The 16,914-nt window shown below is 70.6% G+C and carries 15 protein-coding genes; 5 read left to right on the top strand and 10 right to left on the bottom strand.

Annotated features, from left to right (window positions below; translation table 11 throughout):
• The 7 genes from KDH83_RS22165 to KDH83_RS22135 form a co-directional block, all read right to left on the bottom strand.
• On the bottom strand, positions 1 to 556 hold a 556-nt coding region (locus tag KDH83_RS22165), incomplete at its 3' end, for an ATPase, T2SS/T4P/T4SS family (protein WP_212319877.1).
• Entirely contained in the window at positions 553 to 3,381 is a 2,829-nt protein-coding gene (gene gspD / locus KDH83_RS22160) for a type II secretion system secretin GspD (protein ID WP_349291653.1), read from the bottom strand. The genes KDH83_RS22165 and gspD, both read right to left, overlap by 4 nt.
• A 4-nt stretch (positions 3,382 to 3,385) precedes the next feature.
• Positions 3,386 to 4,018 carry a type II secretion system protein GspM gene (gene gspM / locus KDH83_RS22155; RefSeq protein WP_212319875.1) on the bottom strand — a complete coding sequence of 211 codons (633 nt, stop codon included), beginning with the start codon at positions 4,016 to 4,018 and terminating at the stop codon, positions 3,386 to 3,388.
• The gene (gspL, locus tag KDH83_RS22150; protein WP_212319873.1) at positions 4,015 to 5,292 is read right to left on the bottom strand and encodes a type II secretion system protein GspL; all 1,278 of its coding nucleotides are present in this window, start codon (positions 5,290 to 5,292) and stop codon (positions 4,015 to 4,017) included. The genes gspM and gspL overlap by 4 nt, the downstream gene beginning before the upstream one ends.
• Positions 5,292 to 6,209 carry a type II secretion system minor pseudopilin GspK gene (gspK, locus tag KDH83_RS22145; RefSeq protein WP_212319871.1) on the bottom strand — a complete coding sequence of 306 codons (918 nt, stop codon included), beginning with the start codon at positions 6,207 to 6,209 and terminating at the stop codon, positions 5,292 to 5,294. The genes gspL and gspK overlap by 1 nt, the downstream gene beginning before the upstream one ends.
• Before the next feature lie 22 nt (positions 6,210 to 6,231).
• Entirely contained in the window at positions 6,232 to 6,693 is a 462-nt protein-coding gene (gene gspG, locus KDH83_RS22140) for a type II secretion system major pseudopilin GspG (protein ID WP_212319869.1), read from the bottom strand.
• A 156-nt stretch (positions 6,694 to 6,849) separates the two neighbouring features.
• Complete coding sequence (locus tag KDH83_RS22135) at positions 6,850 to 7,338, bottom strand: MarR family transcriptional regulator (protein WP_212319881.1); 489 nt, start codon at positions 7,336 to 7,338, stop codon at positions 6,850 to 6,852.
• Positions 7,339 to 7,452: 114 nt separating this feature from the next.
• Between KDH83_RS22135 and KDH83_RS22130 the strand changes: the two genes are divergently transcribed.
• Positions 7,453 to 8,607 (top strand): MFS transporter, encoded by a 1,155-nt coding sequence (locus KDH83_RS22130; protein WP_212319867.1) that lies wholly within the window; start codon positions 7,453 to 7,455, stop codon positions 8,605 to 8,607.
• 8 nt (positions 8,608 to 8,615) lie between these two features.
• On the opposite strand, the gene KDH83_RS22125 is transcribed toward KDH83_RS22130, so the two are convergent.
• The gene (locus KDH83_RS22125; protein WP_212319864.1) at positions 8,616 to 8,924 is read right to left on the bottom strand and encodes a SelT/SelW/SelH family protein; all 309 of its coding nucleotides are present in this window, start codon (positions 8,922 to 8,924) and stop codon (positions 8,616 to 8,618) included.
• Between the two features lie 131 nt (positions 8,925 to 9,055).
• On the opposite strand from KDH83_RS22125, the gene KDH83_RS22120 reads away from it, so the two are divergent.
• Both KDH83_RS22120 and KDH83_RS22115 read left to right on the top strand, forming a co-directional pair.
• Complete coding sequence (locus KDH83_RS22120; RefSeq protein ID WP_212319862.1) at positions 9,056 to 10,258, top strand: multidrug effflux MFS transporter; 1,203 nt, start codon at positions 9,056 to 9,058, stop codon at positions 10,256 to 10,258.
• A gap of 44 nt (positions 10,259 to 10,302) precedes the next feature.
• Positions 10,303 to 11,112, top strand: coding sequence for an enoyl-CoA hydratase (locus tag KDH83_RS22115; RefSeq protein ID WP_212319860.1), 810 nt, complete (start codon positions 10,303 to 10,305; stop codon positions 11,110 to 11,112).
• A gap of 15 nt (positions 11,113 to 11,127) precedes the next feature.
• On the opposite strand, the gene chrA is transcribed toward KDH83_RS22115, so the two are convergent.
• The gene (gene chrA / locus KDH83_RS22110) at positions 11,128 to 12,393 is read right to left on the bottom strand and encodes a chromate efflux transporter (protein WP_212319858.1); all 1,266 of its coding nucleotides are present in this window, start codon (positions 12,391 to 12,393) and stop codon (positions 11,128 to 11,130) included.
• Between the two features lie 320 nt (positions 12,394 to 12,713).
• Here chrA and KDH83_RS22105 point away from each other — a divergent pair, with 320 nt between their 5' ends.
• Positions 12,714 to 14,009, top strand: coding sequence for an ATP-binding protein (locus tag KDH83_RS22105; protein ID WP_212319879.1), 1,296 nt, complete (start codon positions 12,714 to 12,716; stop codon positions 14,007 to 14,009).
• A gap of 7 nt (positions 14,010 to 14,016) precedes the next feature.
• Here the strand turns inward: KDH83_RS22105 and KDH83_RS22100 are convergent, their stop codons facing one another.
• Positions 14,017 to 15,579: a TerC family protein gene (locus KDH83_RS22100; protein WP_212319856.1), complete on the bottom strand. Its 1,563-nt coding sequence runs from the start codon at positions 15,577 to 15,579 to the stop codon at positions 14,017 to 14,019.
• Positions 15,580 to 16,280: 701 nt separating this feature from the next.
• Between KDH83_RS22100 and KDH83_RS22095 the strand changes: the two genes are divergently transcribed.
• Complete coding sequence (locus KDH83_RS22095) at positions 16,281 to 16,634, top strand: hypothetical protein (protein WP_233772439.1); 354 nt, start codon at positions 16,281 to 16,283, stop codon at positions 16,632 to 16,634.
• Positions 16,635 to 16,914: the final 280 nt, after the last annotated feature.

The following is a 16,914-nucleotide window of genomic DNA, read 5'->3' as shown; positions in this document are numbered from 1 at the left end:
GGCGTTTCTCGGCGATGTCCAGGTGCGCCATGATCTTGATGCGCGAGATCAGCGCCGAGTGCAGCGCCTTACGCGGGCTGACCACGTCGCGCAGGCCGCCGTCGACGCGGTAACGCACCACCGAATGCGTCTCGAACGGCTCGATGTGGATGTCGCTGGCGCCGTCGCGCGCGGCCTGGGTGAACAAGGCGTTGATCATGCGGATGACGGGCGCGTCGTCCTGGGCGTCGAGCAGGTCCGTGACTTCCGGCATCTCGTGCATCAGCCGGTCCAGGTCGACCTCGTTCTCGGCCGCGCCGACCACGGCGGCGGCGTCGCCGGCATCGGCGTAGGCAGCCGTCAGCAGGGACTCCAGCTCGGCGTCGGCCGCCTGGCGCAGCGGCATCGGGCCGTGGCGACGGCGCACTTCGGTGATGGCCCAGGACGGCGTCAGCGGACTGACGACAAGTTCGTCGCCATCACCCACGCGGCGCAGCAAGGCCCGCTGCGCGCGCGCCCAGGCGTAGGGCAGGCGCGTCCCGGCGCCTTGCGCGGCTTCGCCGGCGAGCGCGCTCATAGGCCCAGCACCATCTCGGGCTGGTAGCCCAGCTCGCGCAGCAGCTGCAGCGCGGTGTCCACCGAACGCTGGTCGCGCGGCACGCTGGCGCGCACCACGTAGCTCTGCCCGCCCGGCCCGGACAGCGTATAGGCCTTCAGGCCGCTGACCTGTACGCGCCGGGAGACCGCCGTCGCCTCGGCTTCCGTGGCCACGTCGGCGAACTGCAGCACGGTGTTGCTGGTATCCGGCTGGCCATACAGCGCGGCGGGATCGCTGGCGACGGTCAGGCCGGCAGGCAGGCGCGTGCGCACTTCGGTGCGCTCATCGGCCGGGTTCTTGACGGCGGCCAGCTGCCTTGGTTCGGTCGTGCCCTGCGTGGCGGGCGGTTCCCGGCGCAGGGTCTGCTCCAGCGAACCGGCGCGGAAGTCATAGGGCTGCCCCGCCACCGGCACGCCGGCCGGCGGCAGCACCGGCGCCCGCATGTCGGGCAGCAACGGATGGTCCGCCGGCTGCACCTGGCTCTGCACCCGCCGCATGTAGTTGTAGCGGCTCTGGGTCAGCCCCATGCCGCCGGCCGAATCGCGCACCACGTAGGGGCGCAGGAACACCATCAGGTTGGTCTTGCTGCGTCCGCGCGTGTCGTAGCGGAACAGGCTGCCCAGCACCGGGATCGAGCCCAGCACCGGCACCTGGTCCCGGCTGTTCGTGACGCTGTCTTCCAGCAGGCCGCCCAGCACCATGATCTGGCCGTCGTCCAGCAGCACGCTGGTGTCCATGGCGCGCTTGTTGGTGACCAGCCCGGCGGCGACATCCGCGGTCCGGTCTATGCTGCTGACTTCCTGATAGATGTCCAGCTTGACCGTGCCGCCCTCGGAAATCTGCGGCCGGATATTGAGCTTCAGGCCGATGTCCTCGCGCTGGATGGTCTGGAAGGGATTGCTGTTGGTGCTGCCGGGCGTGATGTACTGGCCGCTGACGAAGGGCACGGTCTTGCCCACCATGATGGAGGCCGGCTCGTTGTCCAGGGTCAGCAGGTTCGGCGTGGACAGCACGTTGCTGCCGCCCTTGGTCTGCATCGCGCGCGCCAGCACGCCCAGGTTCGCCACCTCGCCCACGCCGGGGATGTTGATGGTGCCCGAGATCACGCCGATGCTCAGGCCGCCCTTGGGCAGCGCCTGGATGGAATTCTTGGCGCCGGGCGTGAAGGTGTCCTTGCCGAAGTTCGCTCCGCCGAACACGCGGCCGCCGCCGGCCAGCCACTGGATGCCCAGCTCCGCGCCGTCGTTCTCCGTGATCTCCACGATCAGGCTTTCCACCAGCACCTGGGCGCGGCGCTGGTCGAGCAGGTCGATCACTTTGCGCAGGCTGCGGTACATGGGCTCGGGCGCCGAGATGATCAGCGTGTTGGTGGTGGCGTCGGCGTTCACGGTGACGCCATTGGCCGAGAAGGCCGAGCCGTCCTGCCCCTTGCGGCCGGTGGCGCCGGGTCCGAGCGAATCCGTGCCCCGGCCGTTGTAGCCGCGTGCGGCGCTGCCCGTGCCGCTGTTCTGGCCAGAGCCGGAGCCGCTGGCGCCAGTGGTATTCGCCTGCTGGCCGTTGGTATTGCCCGAGCTGTTGCCCAGGCCACCGCCGAAGGCCCCGCCCGGCCCCAGCGCGGCGCGCGCGGCGGCGTCGCTGCTGCCGCCGCCGTCGCTTTCCCCGGTCAGGACGCCGCGCAGCACGCGCGCCAGGTGCGTGGCCTGGGCGTTGCGCAGGTAGACCACGTGCAGGTTGTCCGGGTCAGTCTGCGAGCTATCCAGCTGGCGGATCAGGTCGCGCGCCAGCTTGGCGCGGCCGGGGCTGCCGGAGCGCACGATCACGCTGTTGGCGCGCGGGTCGGCGACCACGACGACGCGCTGGCTCGGGTCCTCGTTGCGCTGCGCGTCCAGCAATTCCGAGGCCATGCCGGCGATGTCCACGGCGATGCCCTGCCGTACCTTGACCACTTCGGTGACCAGCGACGAAGGATTGTCGATGCTGGCGATGATGCGGCCGATGCGATCCAGGTTGTCAGCGTAGTCGGTGATGACCAGCGTGTTGTTGGCCGGATAGGCCGTGATGCTGTTGCTGGGCGCGATCATCGGGCGCAGCACAGGCACCAGCGCGGTCGCGTTCTCGTAGCTCAGGCGGAAGGTCCGCGTGACCACGCCGCCGCCCGCCGGCGCGTCGGCGCTTTGCACCGGCCCGCCCTGCAGCTTGGCGTCGGCTTCCGGCATCACCCGGGTGCCGCCGGCCACGTCGACCGCCGCATAGCCCTGCATGCGCAGCGCGCCCAACAGCATGCTATAGGCGGCGTCCGGCGCGACCGGCCCCTGCGACACCAGCGTCAGCGTGCCCTTGACGCGCGGGTCGACCAGGAACTGCTTGCCGGTGAACTTGGCCAGCACGCGCAGCACGGCGGGAATGTCGGCGTCGACGAAGTTCAGCAGCACGCCGTCCTGCGCGGCGGCGGCGGGTTTGCCCGGAGGGACGCTGGCGGCCGGGGTATCGCTGGTCTTCTGCCCGGACTCGGCCTGCGCCAACAGCGGCGCGGCGCGCTTGTCGCCGCCCACGGCGCGTGACGCCTGCGCGGTGCGCAAGGGCTGCGCCGGCGCGGCCACGGGCGCCGGCGTCGCCCTGGACTGCGCGGTGGGCGCCAGCGTCATGGCCAGCGGCGGCAAGCCATCCAGCCCTGTCTGCGGCGCGTCGGCACGCCGGCCGCCGTCCGGCGTCGAGCAACCGGCAAGCGCGGCCAGGACGGCCATGTTCACGACCTTGCGCCGGGCCGTCGTGCGGGCGGCTTGCGGCAAGCGATACTGCGTCACTGTGTTACCTCTCGTTCCGGGTGGCGGGGGACAACTCGATCGATACGCGGTACTGATCCAGGGGCGACATCCCGGTGGGCGGCGCGGCGCCCTTGCCCGGCACTTCCAGCACCGTGACGGTCGGCCTGGGCCCGGCGCCGGCGGGCGCATCGGCGCGACGCAAGTCGATTCGGTCCGGCCGCAGCGACAGCCGCTCGGGCTGCGTCAGCAGCCAACGCAGCAGGGGTTCGGCCCGCGCCTCATCCAGGCTCAGGCGCCGGCGGCCATCCGGGCCTGGCGCCGGCACGTCGGCCCGCAAGCCGGCCTGCTCCAGTTCGAGGCGCAGCGACGCTTGGGTGGCCGGGCCGCGCGTGGCTTCTCCGCGAGGCGCCCGGGCCAGCAGTGTTTCCAGCTCGATGCTCAAGCCGCGCAGGCGCGTCAGTTCGGCGCGCGCGCGCTCGGCCCTGGCCAGAGCCGGCTCGATCAGCGCCAGCCAGCACAGCGCGGCCAGCGCCACCAGCGCGCAACCGGCCAGCATGCGGCGTTCGCGCGGCGCCAGTCCGAGCCAATAGGCCCCGGCGCGCGCGCTCCCGTCCGCGATGCGCTTGCGCCATGCCGCGAACGGCGCCGCCGCCAGGGGCCGGAATGCGAAGCTCATGAGCGGCTCGCGGGCGCCGCGCCCTGCGGCGGCGCGCGGCGCAGGCGCCAGCCGCCGGCTTGCGCCTCGACGGATACGCCGTCCTTGGCCGCGGCCTTGATCCAGTCCGGCGTGGCGTCCTCCGGCGCCGGATCACGGCGCGCGCCGGGCGCCATCTCCACGTCCAGCGCGCCGTCCGCATAGCGCAGGCCGGCCACTTCGCCAGCGGCGAAGGCCAGATGCCGCGTGGCCGCGCCCAACAGGAAGGCGAACTCGGATTGTCCGGGGCCGCCTTGCAACTGCTGGCGGACCTGGCGCAAGGGATCGGTCACGCGGGCCAAGGCGGGGAACGCCTGTTGCACGCGGCCATGCACTTGCGCGCGCAGTTCGGCGGCGCCGCGTTCAAGGCGCCAGGCCTGTAGCTGCAGGCCGCCCATCCACACCGCGGCGGCGATGGCGGCCCATTTGACGGGACCGCGCCACGCCCCGGCCATGGCGCCCGCGCGGCGGCGGGCCAGCGTCAGGCTCCAGACGGGCGCGGCATCGCCGCCGGCGTCGATCTCGCGGCCTTGTTCCGCTGGCACGTCCGGCGGCCACCAGGCGGGAATCTCGCCGATCCAGACGATCCGCGCCGGTCTGGCTGCCTCCAGCGCGCGCAACAGGGCTTGCACGCCAGGGATGTCAGCGCCCGGCCGTTCCGTGCCAGCAGCATGGCCGCCCATGGGGTCCGTGCCGCCTGCATCCGCGCTGGAAGCCTCGCCGGAAGCGATGTCCGTGCGCGCGATCGCATGAATCTCCACGTGATCGGAACCGGCGCGCAGCGCCACCCAATCGTCTCCCTGCATCAGGGTCCAGCCGTCGGGCGTGCGCGGCAGCCATAGCGGCAGCGGCGCAAGAGCCGCTGCCGTCAGGCCGCAGCCTTCCATCAGCGCCTGCGCCCGTTCCGCCTGTTCGCGGGCGATCCAGGCCAGGCAGACATTGCCGTCCGCGGCGCGCGCGCCATGAGCCACCAGCAGCGCGTCGGCGTCGCCCAGCGCCAGCAGATCCACCGCGCCCGCCGCCGCCACCTTCAGGCGCGCGGGCGCCAGCGGCGGCAAGGACGCGGCGGCCAGCGCCATGTCCTCGGGCTGCATGAAGGCGGTCACGCGCGCGCCCCGGTGCAGGTCGGCCAACGCGGCAAGGCTGCGCGGCGTGGCGGATCGCAGCCAGGTCTTGCCCTCGCGCAGCGCATAGGGCAGCGGCGTGTCGGCGGCAAGCAGGCGCAAGGCCGGCAACAGGACTCGGATCTCCGGCATCAGGCGCCTTCTCTCGACCAGAGCACCTCGGGCCATGGATTCGCGCCGCGCGCCAGCAGCGCCTGGAACGGCACTAGCGCCGACCCCAGCCGCGCCGCGCCGGCGAGCCGGAACCAGTTGCTCTGCACGGCCACGCGCGTCGGATTGCCCTGTTGCCCGGGCAGGTTCAACCGGTTGGCGAAATCGCCCTCGGTGGCGAACCACATGCCGGCATCGCGCTGGGCGACCAGCGCCTTCGCCTGCTCCAGCGACAGATCGGGCACGCGGGCGGCGATCACTTCGGCCCGCGCGGTGTTCACGTTGACCAGGGTGACGCGCGGCAGCACCGTGACATAGGGCCGCAGGCGCGCGACGACGGCGGGGTCCACGCCCGGCGCGCCGGCGAACTCGTCCAGGCTGCGGGGAAATGGCGCCAGCCCGGGCCGCCCGGCATCGCCCGGCCGAGCGGAAGCCGCGCCGTCGCCAGCATTCTGCGGCGGCGGCAATGACGCCAGCATGCGCTGCGCCAGGGCGTCCGCGACCTCCGGCCGCAGCCCCAGCGATTGGCACAGGCGGGCCAGTTCCTCGACGCCGTCCTGATACAGCTTGCCTTCGAAGACCAGGTTGCGCAGGTTGAGCTTGCCCTGTTCGTCTTCCAGGCGGCCCAGGAACACCGGCTGCCCGCCGGCCGTGGACGCGAGCCGCGCATCGGCGATGGGCGCGGCCCAGGGCGCGTCGCCGCGCGTCGTGGCATTGCGCTCGCCGTCCTCCTTGACCAGGCGCAGCGCCAGGTTCAGGCCGCCGCGCAGCAGCGCCTGGGCCTGGGCGCGGTTCTGCGCGGCCTGCACCCCGCGCAGGAAAGCGTCCTGGCGTTGCAGCAGCGAGGCCGTGATCATGGTCACCGCCGCCACCACCAGCAAGGCGCTGATGACGGCCATGCCTTGCTGCCGGGCGCGGCGCTCAGAGTTGCCAGGAGCCGATGTCCGCATTGCCTGCTTCCCCGTCAGGCTTGCCGTCGGCGCCGTAGGAAAACACATCGATCTCGCCGTGCGTGCCGGGATTCAGGTACTGATAGGGATGGCCCCAGGGATCATTGGGCAGGCGGTCCAGATAGGCGCGCCAGGCGCTGTTGGCGCCGGGGCCCGACGCGGGCCGCTCCACCAGCGCGCGCAGTCCCTGGTCGGTGCTGGGATAGCTGCCGGTGTCCAGCCGATAGAGCTTGAGCGCCTGCATCAGCGCGCTGATGTCCTGGCGCGCGGCGACCGCGCGCGCCTGATCGGGCCGATCCAGCAGGCGTGGCACCACCAGCGCCGCCAGGATGCCCATGATCACGATCACCACCATGATCTCGATCAGCGTGAAACCGCGCTGCCGATGGCCGGGCGGGCAATGCGTATCCGTCAGGTGCCGGCTTGCTTTCATCGCGCGGTGACTCCGAGGCTGCCGTTGGACCCGAGAACCGGCGCGCGTCCGGGTCAGTCGGGCGCCGTTCAGGTCCGGAGATATTGGCAACCCCGGATTTCACGCATTTGACGTATTGTGCGGAGGATTGAAAGCTACGGCCGCAGGCAATCCCCCCTAGCCGGCGTAGGCGCCCAGCAGCTTGCCCAGCAGGCCCGCGAGCTGGCGCTGCTCGGCCGCGTCCAGCGGCGACAGCACTTCGGCCTGGTTGCGCACATGCGCGACCACAGCCCGGTCGATCAGCTTCAGGCCAGCGCGGGTCAGCCGCACCAGGGTCGCGCGCCCGTCGCCGGGATTCGGCACGCGTTCCACCAGGCCGGCGCTTTCCAGGCGATCGATGCGATTGGTCATGCTGCCCGACGAGATCATCATGTCCTCGTACAGCGCGGTCGGCGTCAGCCCTTGCGCCGCGCCGCTGCGCCGGAGCGTGGCCAGCACGTCGAATTCGCCCGGCTGCAGGCCGAATTCCGCGAACAAGGGATTGATCCGGTCACGGGTGATGACCAGCGCGCATTCGGCGAGGCGGCCCAGCACCAGCATGCTGGACGCGTCCAGGTCCGGCAGCTCGCGGTTCCATTGGGCCACCGCGCGGCCCGCCCTATCCATAACCATGATGGCATCTCCAGTTATCTTGACGTCAAGATAAATTCCAAATATCTTGACGTCGAGATATTTTAGCAACGCGGCCATGCGTACGCAGGCCGATCGCAGGGAGCAGCAGTGAATCTTTCCGTAGCGCAACGGTGGCAGGTGGCCGCCATCATCCTGGTGGGCCTGAACCTGCGCCCCGTGCTGGCCTCGGTGCCGCCCCTGCTGGACGCCTTGCAGGCGGCGACCGGCATGTCCGACGGCGCGGCGGGCCTGATGACCGCCCTGCCCGTCTTTGTCATGGGCCTCGGCGCGCTGAGCGCGGCGCCGCTGCGCCGCCTGCTGGGAGAACGCCTGGGCGTGCTGCTGGGGCTGGCCGTGATCGCCATCGCCGCCGGCGCCCGGCTGGCGGCGGGCCAGACCGGCGCGCTGCTGGCCACCGGCGTCGCGGCCGGGCTGGGCATCGCCATCGCGCAGGCCCTGCTGCCCGGCTTCATCAAGGCTCGCCTGGCGGCCGCCAGCAGCGGCGTGATGGGGCTGTATTCGACGGCCATCATGGGCGGCGCGGCCATCGCCAGCGTGGCCACGCCGCTGATGGCGCGCCAACAATCGCTGTCCCTGTCGCTGGCGGCCTGGGCCGTGCCGGCCCTGATCGCGCTGGCCTGCTGGGCGCGCGCCGCTGGCCGCGCCGAGGCAGTCGCGCAAAACACAAGCGCCGACCGCGCGCATGGGCGCCGCGCCTGGCTGCTGGCCGTCTTCTTCGGCCTGGGCACGGGCGCCTATACGCTGGTGCTGGCCTGGCTGCCACCGTACTACACCGCGCTGGGCTGGACGCCGGTCGCGGCGGGCAGCCTGCTGGGCGCCGTCACGGTCGCGGAGATCGCGGCCGGCCTGCTGGTGTCCGCCCTGATCGGCCGCCTGCCCGACCGCCGCCCGGCGCTGTATCTGGCGATCGGCTCGCTGCTGGTCGGCCTGGCGGGCCTGACCATCGCGCCGCTGGCCCTTGCCTGGCCGGCCGCGGTACTGGCGGGCCTGGGCATCGGCGCCCTCTTCCCCCTGTCGCTGATCGTGACCATGGACCACGCGGCCACGCCCGCGCAGGCCGGCCGGCTGGCGGCCTTCGTGCAAGGCGTGGGGTATCTGATCGCGGCGACGTTTCCGTACGCGGCCGGTCTGATCCGGCAACATGTATCGGACCTGCGGCCGGCATGGGGAGTGATGATGGCGATCTGCGCGATCCTGTTCGCGATGGCCCTGCGGTTCCGGCCGCAGGCGGACCGGCGCTGACCCGTCCGTCAGCCTTCGGCCGGGTCCTTGCGATGACCATCCACATGGCCCAGCGGGCGCGAGGGATCGATCAGGTCGCGCACGCGCTGCTTGAGCGTCTTGGCATCCGGAAAGCCGCCGTCGCGCTTGCGGTCCCACACCAATTCGCCATTGCAGCTGACCTGGAACACGCCGCCGGTGCCCGGCTGCAGCGCGACCTCGCCCAGGTCGGTGGAAAACGTGGACAGCAATTCCTGCGCCATCCAGGCGGCGCGCAGCAGCCATTGGCACCGGGTGCAATAGACGATGACGATGCGGGGGCCGGTGGTGTCGCTCATGCCGGCGATTCTACTTGAGCCCCCGGCCGGCGCCGGCATCGTCACCCGTCCGGGGAGCCGCCAGCGCCCGATCCGGGCTTGGGGGATAATCGAGGGTTTTTCCCTGGCCTTCTTGCGGCCCGGAACCTGCAATGACCCCTGTATCTACCTCCCGCAGCCAGGCCTGGCTGATCGGCCTGCTGATGGCCCTGGTCACGCTCACGCCGATGGGCATCGACATCTACCTGCCTTCCCTGCCCGGCATGGCGCAGGATTTCGGCGTCACGATGGCCGCCATGCAGACCAGCGTCACGCTGTTCATCTTCGCGGTCGGCCTGAGCCAATTGCTGATCGGACCGCTGGCCGACCGCCACGGCCGCCGGCCGGTGGCGCTGGCCGGGGTCGCGGCCTATGTCGCAGGCTCCGTGCTGGGCGCCTGCGCCGGCACGGTGGAATGGTTCTATGCCGCGCGGGTGATCCAGGGCATCGGCGCCTGCGCCGCTTCGCTGGTGGCTTTCGCCGCCGTGCGCGACCGCTACGCCCCGGCCGAGGGCGCGCGCATCTACAGCTACCTGAACGGCGCGCTGTGCTCGGTGCCGGCGCTGGCGCCCATGCTGGGCGGCGCGCTGGCCGTGCTAGCCGGCTGGCGCAGCACCTTTGTCTTCATGGCGCTGTTCGCGCTGACGCTGGCGCTGCTGCTGGCGCGGCGCTTCGGCGAGACCCGGCCGCCGGCCGCCGGGCCCGCCACCCGCGTGGCGGGCTGGCGCCAGTACCTGCCCATCGCGACGAGCGGCCGCTTCGTGTATTTCGCCGTGTTCGGCATGGCGGGCATGGCCATGATCCTGGTCTTCGTGTCGGCCGCGCCGGTGGTGCTGGTCCAGCGGCTGGGCTATTCCGAACTGGGCTTCGGCGCCTGGTTCGGCGGCAATGCCGTGCTCAACATCGTCGCGTTCTTCCTCGCGCCCAGGTTCATCGCGCGCTTCGGCCGCCTCGCCATGCTGCGCGCGGGCCTGGTCGCCCTGCTGCTGGCGGCGGCCATGCATCTGGCGGCCTGGCTCTGGCTGCCCTTGTCCGCCTGGGCCTTCATGTTGCCGGTGGCGGTGCTGACGGTCGGGTTTTCGCTGGCGCTGGGCTCGGCCCTGAGCCTGGCGCTGGAACCCTACGCGGACCGCGCGGGCACCGCCGCCGCGGTGTTCGGCCAGTTCCAGATGAGCGGGTCCGCCCTGATCGCGACGTTGCTGCTGGGCCAGGGCATGAGCCCGCAGCTGGCCATGGCGCTGATCGGCGCGCTGCTGGCCGGTCCGCTGCTGTGCGCCTCCGGCTGGATCGCGCGGTCCGCGTCCCGCCACGGCTGAGACTGCCGCGCTGGTATCCTGACGCCACAACGACAGGAGACGACATGAGCACGCAATCTTCCGCCAGCCCGGCCCTCGAAGCGCCGCTGCTGCGCACCGACAGCCAGGGCATCGTCACGCTGCGCCTGAACCGGCCGGGACAGTTCAACGCGCTGTCCGAAGCGCTGCTGGGCGCGCTGCAGGCGCAGATCGATGCGCTGGCCGGCGACGCAAGCCTGCGCTGCGTGGTGCTGGAAGCCAGCGGCCGCGCCTTCAGCGCCGGGCATGACCTGCGTGAAATGCGCAGCCAGCCGTCGCTGGACTACTACCGTGAGTTGTTCCGCAAGTGCGGCGCGGTGATGCAGGGCTTGCAAGCCCTGCCCGTGCCGGTCATCGCCAAGGTGCGCGGCATCGCCACCGCCGCCGGCTGCCAGCTGGTGGCCAGCTGCGACCTGGCGGTCTGCGCGGATGACGCCCGCTTTGCCGTGTCGGGCATCAACGTCGGCCTGTTCTGCGCCACGCCGGCGGTGGCTCTCAGCCGCAACGTGTCGGCCAAGCGCGCCTTTGAAATGCTGGTCACCGGACGATTCATCGACGCGGCCACGGCCTCGGACTGGGGCCTGGTCAATGATGCCGTGCCCGAGGACCGGCTGGACGCGCGCGTGGACGAACTCGCCGCCGAGATCCTGTCCAAGAGCCCCGCGGCGATCCGCCACGGCAAGCGCATGTTCTACAAGCAGCGGCAGATGGCGCTGGCCGACGCCTACGACTACGCCGGCGACGTCATGGCCCGCAACATGATGGAAGACGACGCCGCCGAAGGCATCGACGCCTTCCTGCAGAAGCGCGCGCCGCGCTGGCGCGGCCTGGCCTGAACGACCAGGGGCGGATCAGACCAGCCAGCCCAGCGCCCAGCCGCCCGCCGCCGCCGTGATCACCACCCACACCGGCGACCAGCGCGCGTACACCAGCAAGCCGAACAACAGCAGGGCCAGCCCGAAGTCCGCCGGCCCGCGAATGGCGGATGTCCACACGGGGTCGTACAAGGCCGACAGCAGCACGCCGACCACGGCGGCGTTCACGCCGGCCAGCATGTTGCGCACGCCCGGCCGCCGGCGCAGTCCGTCCCAGAAAGGCATCGCGCCGGCGAGCAGCAAGGCGCCCGGCAGGAAGATCATCGCCAGCATGCCGAAACCGCTGATCCAGCCCATCCAGCCGCCGGCGGGATGCTGCGAGGCCATGCCCAGGAAGGCGGCAAAGGAGAACAAGGGCCCCGGCATGGCCTGCGCCGCGCCATAGCCAGCCAGGAAATCCGGTTGCGACACCATGCCACCGGCGACCGCCGTGGATTCCAGCAGGGGCAACACCACGTGCCCGCCACCGAAAACCAGCGCGCCAGCCCGGTAGAAACCGGCCAATTGCGCGGCCAGCGGCGTGGCGGCGTACTCGGCCAGGACCGGCAGGCCGATCAGCAGGGCCGCGAACAGGCCCAGCAGCAGCAATCCCGTGCCGCGCCGCACGCCTTGAGACGGTTGTCCGAGCAAGGGTCGCGGCGGCAGTTGCAGCACGGCCGCGCCCGCCACCGCGCCCAGGGCGATGGCGGCCAACTGTCCCGGCGCCGAGGGCAAGGCCAGGGTGATCAGCGCCGCCGCGCAGGCCATGCCGGCCCGGATCCGGTCCGGACAGAGCGTGCGGCCCATGCCCCACACCGCTTGCGCGATGACCGCCACCGCCGCGACCTTCAGGCCATGGATCGCGGCGGAGCCCGACAGCCAGCCGAAATGGGCCAGCCCCAGGGCGAACAGCATCAGCGCCAGCGCCGAAGGCAGCGTGAAAGCCAGCCAGGCGGCCAGCATGCCCGCCCAGCCCGCGCGCTTCAGGCCGATCGCCATGCCCACCTGGCTGCTGGCCGGTCCCGGCAGGAACTGGCACAGCGCCACCAGATCCGAATAGGTGTAGTCGTCGAGCCAGCGCCGGCGGTCGACGAATTCCGTGCGGAAGTAACCCAGATGCGCCACCGGTCCGCCAAAGGACGTCAGGCCCAGCCGCAGGAACGCCAGGAACACCTCGATACAGGAACTTCGCCCCACCGCCGTCTGTTCATGGACAGCGGACTGGCTGGCGACGTGTTCGTCGTGCGACGGCGGTTGCGGCATGGTGGGTGTGTTTCATCTGGCCGGGCGGAACCACAGCTGTCCGCCCCGGTATTTAGCTTATAGCCCGGGGCGAGGCTCCGATTCAATCGAGAGTTCCGCCATCACGCCCTAGTCCAGGTGCATGAATCTTCACAAATTACGAACAAAAACCGCAGATCTGCGATCAAGCCGGCGGCTAGGATCGCCCGTTGGCCCGTGGCGGCATGTCCGCCATGCCCGCCCCGGCACAAGACAACAGCATCATGAGCACCCACGGCGCATCCCGGCTCGCCCGACAGACCACCGCCCAAGCCCCAAGGCAGGCGGCCGCCAGGGCATCCATGCTCAAGCTGGCGCTGCGCATCCTCATCGTCGCGACCATCGGCTATATCCTGGCGACGCAGTTCGTCAGCCGCAGCTTCAGCTACCTGCTGGAACCGATCACCGCCGACCTCGTCTACGAAACGCTGCGCGGCCAGATGCATGCCCTGCGCAGCGAGCTGGATCCGCAACCGCCGGCCGAACGCGAGGCCTACCTGCGCGACCGCATCAAGCCCCACTATGGCCTGGGCCTGCAGATCAAGACGCCGGCGCAGGCCGCCTTGACCCGCGCCGAGCGGGACATGGTGGACAAGTACGGCATCGTCATGCGGGACGACTACAACACCTTCCTGTCGCGCATGCCCGGCGAGCCGGCCCAGTGGCTGGAAGTGACCCTGCCCTCGCAGCGTTCGCTCGAGAAGATGGTGACCTGGACGGCCTGGACCGTGCTGGTGCTGATCCTGGCCGGCGTGCTGCTGCTGTTCTGGGCCATGCCCATCCATCGCGACCTGGATGTGGTGCGCAACGCCACGTTGCGGATGGCGCAAGGCGACCTGGACGTCCGGGTGCGCCTGTCGCGCATCTCCGGCATCCGCCACATCGGCGAGAGCTTCAACCATATGGCCGAGCGCATCGCCGCGCTGATCGACAACCAGCGCAGCCTGACCAACGCCGTCTCGCACGAGCTGCGCACGCCGCTGGCGCGGCTGTCGTTCGAGGTCGACATGCTGAGCGAGGGCGGCATCGATCCCAAGCGCAGCGCCGTCCTGCACGACATGCGCGCGGATATCGCCGAACTGGAGGCGATGGTGGCGGAGCTGCTGGTCTACGCCCGGCTGGAGCGTCCGGGTGAAGATACCGTCAAGCTGGAAACCGTCGACACCGCCGACTGGATGCGCGAGGCCCTGGCGCAGGTCGCCCACCAGGCCACGGCCCGCGCCGTGCAGTGCGCCATGCTGCCCGGCTGTCCGGCGCACGTGCGGCTGCACCCGCGCTACATGAGCCGGGCGCTGCTGAACCTGGTGCAGAACGCCGTGCGCTACGCCAATACCCGCGTGGAAATCGGGCTGACGCGCAACGCCGCCGAGGAATTCGAGCTGACCGTCGACGACGACGGCGGCGGCATCCCGCAGGCCGACCGCGAACGGGTGTTCGAACCGTTCATCCGCCTGGACGAAAGCCGCGACCGAGGCACCGGCGGCGCCGGCCTGGGGCTGGCCATCGTGCAACGGGTGGCCGCCAATCACGGCGGCACCATCGAGGTACAGGACAGTCCCCTGGGCGGCGCGCGCTTCGTGCTGCGCTGGCCGGCCTGAAGACGCCCTACTGCGCGGCGTCGCGGCGCGCCAGCAACTGATCGATGCGCAGCCCGTCGCGGCGCGTCACCTCGAAGGTCCATCCGCCCCAGGCGATCGTTTCACCAGCCTCCGGGATGCGGCCGACGACGCGCAGCAGGCAGCCCGCCAGCGTCGCGTCCGGCGCATCCTGCCAGGCCTCTTCCATGTCCAGCAGCCGGGCCGCCTCGTCGGCCGCCAGGCCGCCCTCGAGCAGCCAGGATCCATCGGACAGCGGCACCGCCTCGCGCGGGTCTTCGCGGTGCTCGGGCAGTTCGCCGCCCACCGCTGTCAACACGTCCATCGGCGTGACCAGCCCTTCGCACACGCCATGCTCGTCCACCACGATCAGCATGTGGTCGCGCGAGGCGCGCAGCTCGTCCAGCACCTTCAGCACCGGCGTGGTCTCCAGCACGTACAGCGGCTCGCGCGCCAGCTCAACCAGATCGATCGGGCCGGGATTCGACAACAGCGGCAGCACGTCCTTGAAGTGCAGCACGCCCAGCACGTTGGCCGCGTCGCCAGCGCACAGCGGCAGCCGCGAGTGGCCCGACGCGAACTTGCGCACCACCGTCTGCGGCGAGTCGGCCACATCCAGCCACACCATGCGGCCACGCGGCACCATGATCGAGCGCACGTCGCGCGCGCCGGCCGCCAGCACGCGCTCGATCATCGAGCTTTCCTCGGGCGCGAAGGCTGGCTCGTCGCCGGCGCCATCGACCAGCGCGACCACTTCGTCGGCCTGCTGAGCCGGCTGACCGGCGCGCCCCGCGCGCAGCAGGCGCAGCACCGCCTGCGCGGTGCGCTGGCGACGGCTCAGCGCGTGCGCGCCCCGGGCGCGATTGCGGCGCGCCAGCTGGTTGCACAGCTCGATCAGGATCGAGAAGCCGATGGCGGCGTACAGATAGCCCTTGGGCACATGGAAGCCCAGGCCCTCGGCCACCAGGCTGAAGCCGATCATCAGCAGCAGGCCCAGGCACAGGATCACCACGGTGGGATGGCGCGCCACGAAGCCCATCAGCGGGCGGCTGGCCAGCATCATCACCGCCATGGCGACGACCACGGCGATCATCATGATGCTCAGGTCCTGCACCATGCCCACGGCCGTGATCACCGAGTCCAGCGAGAACACGGCGTCCAGCACCACGATCTGCAGGATCACCTGCCAGAACACGGCGTGCTGCGTCTTCTGCCCGGCGTCGTGGCCGGCGCCGCCTTCCACGCGCTCGTGCAGTTCCATGGTGCCCTTGAACAGCAGGAACAGGCCTCCCAGTATCAGGATCAGGTCGCGCCCTGAGATCTCTGCGCCCAGCACGGTGAACAGGGGCTGGGTCAGCGTCACCACCCAGGCGATGCTGGCGAGCAGGCCCAGGCGCATGACCATGGCCAGCGTCAGGCCGATCATGCGCGCGCGGTTGCGCTGGTGCGGCGGCAGCTTGTCGGCCAGGATGGCGATGAACACCAGGTTGTCGATGCCAAGCACGATTTCAAGAATGACCAGCGTCGCCAGGCCAAGCCAGGCGGTCGGGTCGGACATCCAGTCAAAGATCATCAGTGGTCCAGATAGGGTTCAGGCGGGCGCGAGGCGGCCCGGAAAAGGCATGGCGAAAACCGTAGCGCGGACACGGGGTCGCGCACAAGACGGGCGCGGGGCCCGGCCCGGACCGGATGGACGAGGAAGGAAGGCTGCTGCGTGGCGGTTCGGACAGGGCGCGCGAGGCGCGCCGGCCGGGCCGTGTCGGAGGAAGGTCTCGGGCGCCCCGGACAGCGGGGCGCCCTGCTAGGAGGAGGGTCGTCGTTCATGCTTGGCGAAAAAGGCGGTGCGGCGTCCTGCAAAGGCCTCGCGTCCGCCCGTCACGCCGGGCTCTCATTCTTACTGGAAACTGAATACTACCTGAAATCCAAGAACCGTCATTCGCCGCGATTGACGAGCGGCATGAATTTGCAGGCGGCATGAATAATGTCTTGGTGTTTACCCTAGGCCGTGGCTATACTGGGCGCTCTTCAAACCCCATTGAGATCACTGTGGACAACGACGGATGTAGTAGTCATAGCACGACTGCTCGCGCCGCTTGACGCAACCGATCCGCAGAATCTTCTGACGGGTCCTGCGTCCAGCCAGGACCCGGCCTTACCGCCTACCCCTATCTGCCAGCCTTTTTTCGGCCGGGCGCCCAGCGCCTTGCTACGCTGACGGATTGGCGCGTGCATGTGGACTTTCCTCCATCGTCCTCCCCTCGCAAGGAGACGACCATGCGCTTCAAGCCCTTTTTCACGCTCCCCGTCCGCGCCGACGCGGCTCCCGCCGCCGTGCGCCCGGCAGCGCCCACCTATCGCTTCACCATCGTCAGCGTCAGCGCCACGTTGAACGCCTTGCGCAAGCAGCTGTACTACGAGCTGCAGGCGCTGGACCTGCGCGTGCTGAACGTGCGCATCTCGCGCGAAGAATCGGATCAGCTCGCCAGCACCACCGTCACCCTGCTCTGCCCGCCGCAGTTGCGCGGCGTGCTCAACGCCGTCGCGCTGCGGCTGGGCCAAAGCCCGGACGTGCGCCGCGTGCATTGGGAAAACGACGCGGGTGCGGCCATCGCCGTGCTGCCGGCGTAGAACCGCCAAACCCTTGAAAGCCTTGCGCGCCGCCCCCTCGTCGGGGCGGCTGTCGCGCACCGGCCAGGCCGGCTGCGCCTGGTCCGCGCGGGCGATCTGCGTTGCCAAGAACGCGCAATGTCTCGGATAACCGACATGGAAAGGAGACTGTCATGAAAGACCCGTACAAGTACCTGCTGCTCGCCCGGGTGCTGGCCCTGGTGCTGATCTGGCTGGTGGCGCTGGTGCTGGCCCTGGTATCGAGCTGGCAGCCCGTCTGAAGGGCCCGGCAAGTCTGGGC

Source organism: Achromobacter sp. Marseille-Q0513 (assembly GCF_018195695.1).
GTDB lineage: Bacteria > Pseudomonadota > Gammaproteobacteria > Burkholderiales > Burkholderiaceae_B > Achromobacter.
Note: the sequence above shows the minus strand (reverse complement) of the source record. Positions and strands in the feature narration are given on the sequence as shown.

Bases quoted from the DNA above. Each gene is read 5' to 3' on its own strand.
- gspM (WP_212319875.1), bottom strand. From the start codon at position 4,018: ATGAGCTTCGCATTCCGGCCCCTGGCGGCGGCGCCGTTCGCGGCATGG.
- gspK (WP_212319871.1), bottom strand. From the start codon at position 6,209: ATGGCCGTCATCAGCGCCTTGCTGGTGGTGGCGGCGGTGACCATGATC.
- KDH83_RS22115 (WP_212319860.1), top strand. From the start codon at position 10,303: ATGAGCACGCAATCTTCCGCCAGCCCGGCCCTCGAAGCGCCGCTGCTG.
- KDH83_RS22135 (WP_212319881.1), bottom strand. From the start codon at position 7,338: ATGGATAGGGCGGGCCGCGCGGTGGCCCAATGGAACCGCGAGCTGCCG.
- gspG (WP_212319869.1), bottom strand. From the start codon at position 6,693: ATGAAAGCAAGCCGGCACCTGACGGATACGCATTGCCCGCCCGGCCAT.
- KDH83_RS22125 (WP_212319864.1), bottom strand. From the start codon at position 8,924: ATGAGCGACACCACCGGCCCCCGCATCGTCATCGTCTATTGCACCCGG.
- KDH83_RS22100 (WP_212319856.1), bottom strand. From the start codon at position 15,579: ATGATCTTTGACTGGATGTCCGACCCGACCGCCTGGCTTGGCCTGGCG.
- chrA (WP_212319858.1), bottom strand. From the start codon at position 12,393: ATGCCGCAACCGCCGTCGCACGACGAACACGTCGCCAGCCAGTCCGCT.
- KDH83_RS22120 (WP_212319862.1), top strand. From the start codon at position 9,056: ATGACCCCTGTATCTACCTCCCGCAGCCAGGCCTGGCTGATCGGCCTG.
- gspL (WP_212319873.1), bottom strand. From the start codon at position 5,292: ATGCCGGAGATCCGAGTCCTGTTGCCGGCCTTGCGCCTGCTTGCCGCC.
- KDH83_RS22105 (WP_212319879.1), top strand. From the start codon at position 12,714: ATGCTCAAGCTGGCGCTGCGCATCCTCATCGTCGCGACCATCGGCTAT.
- KDH83_RS22095 (WP_233772439.1), top strand. From the start codon at position 16,281: ATGCGCTTCAAGCCCTTTTTCACGCTCCCCGTCCGCGCCGACGCGGCT.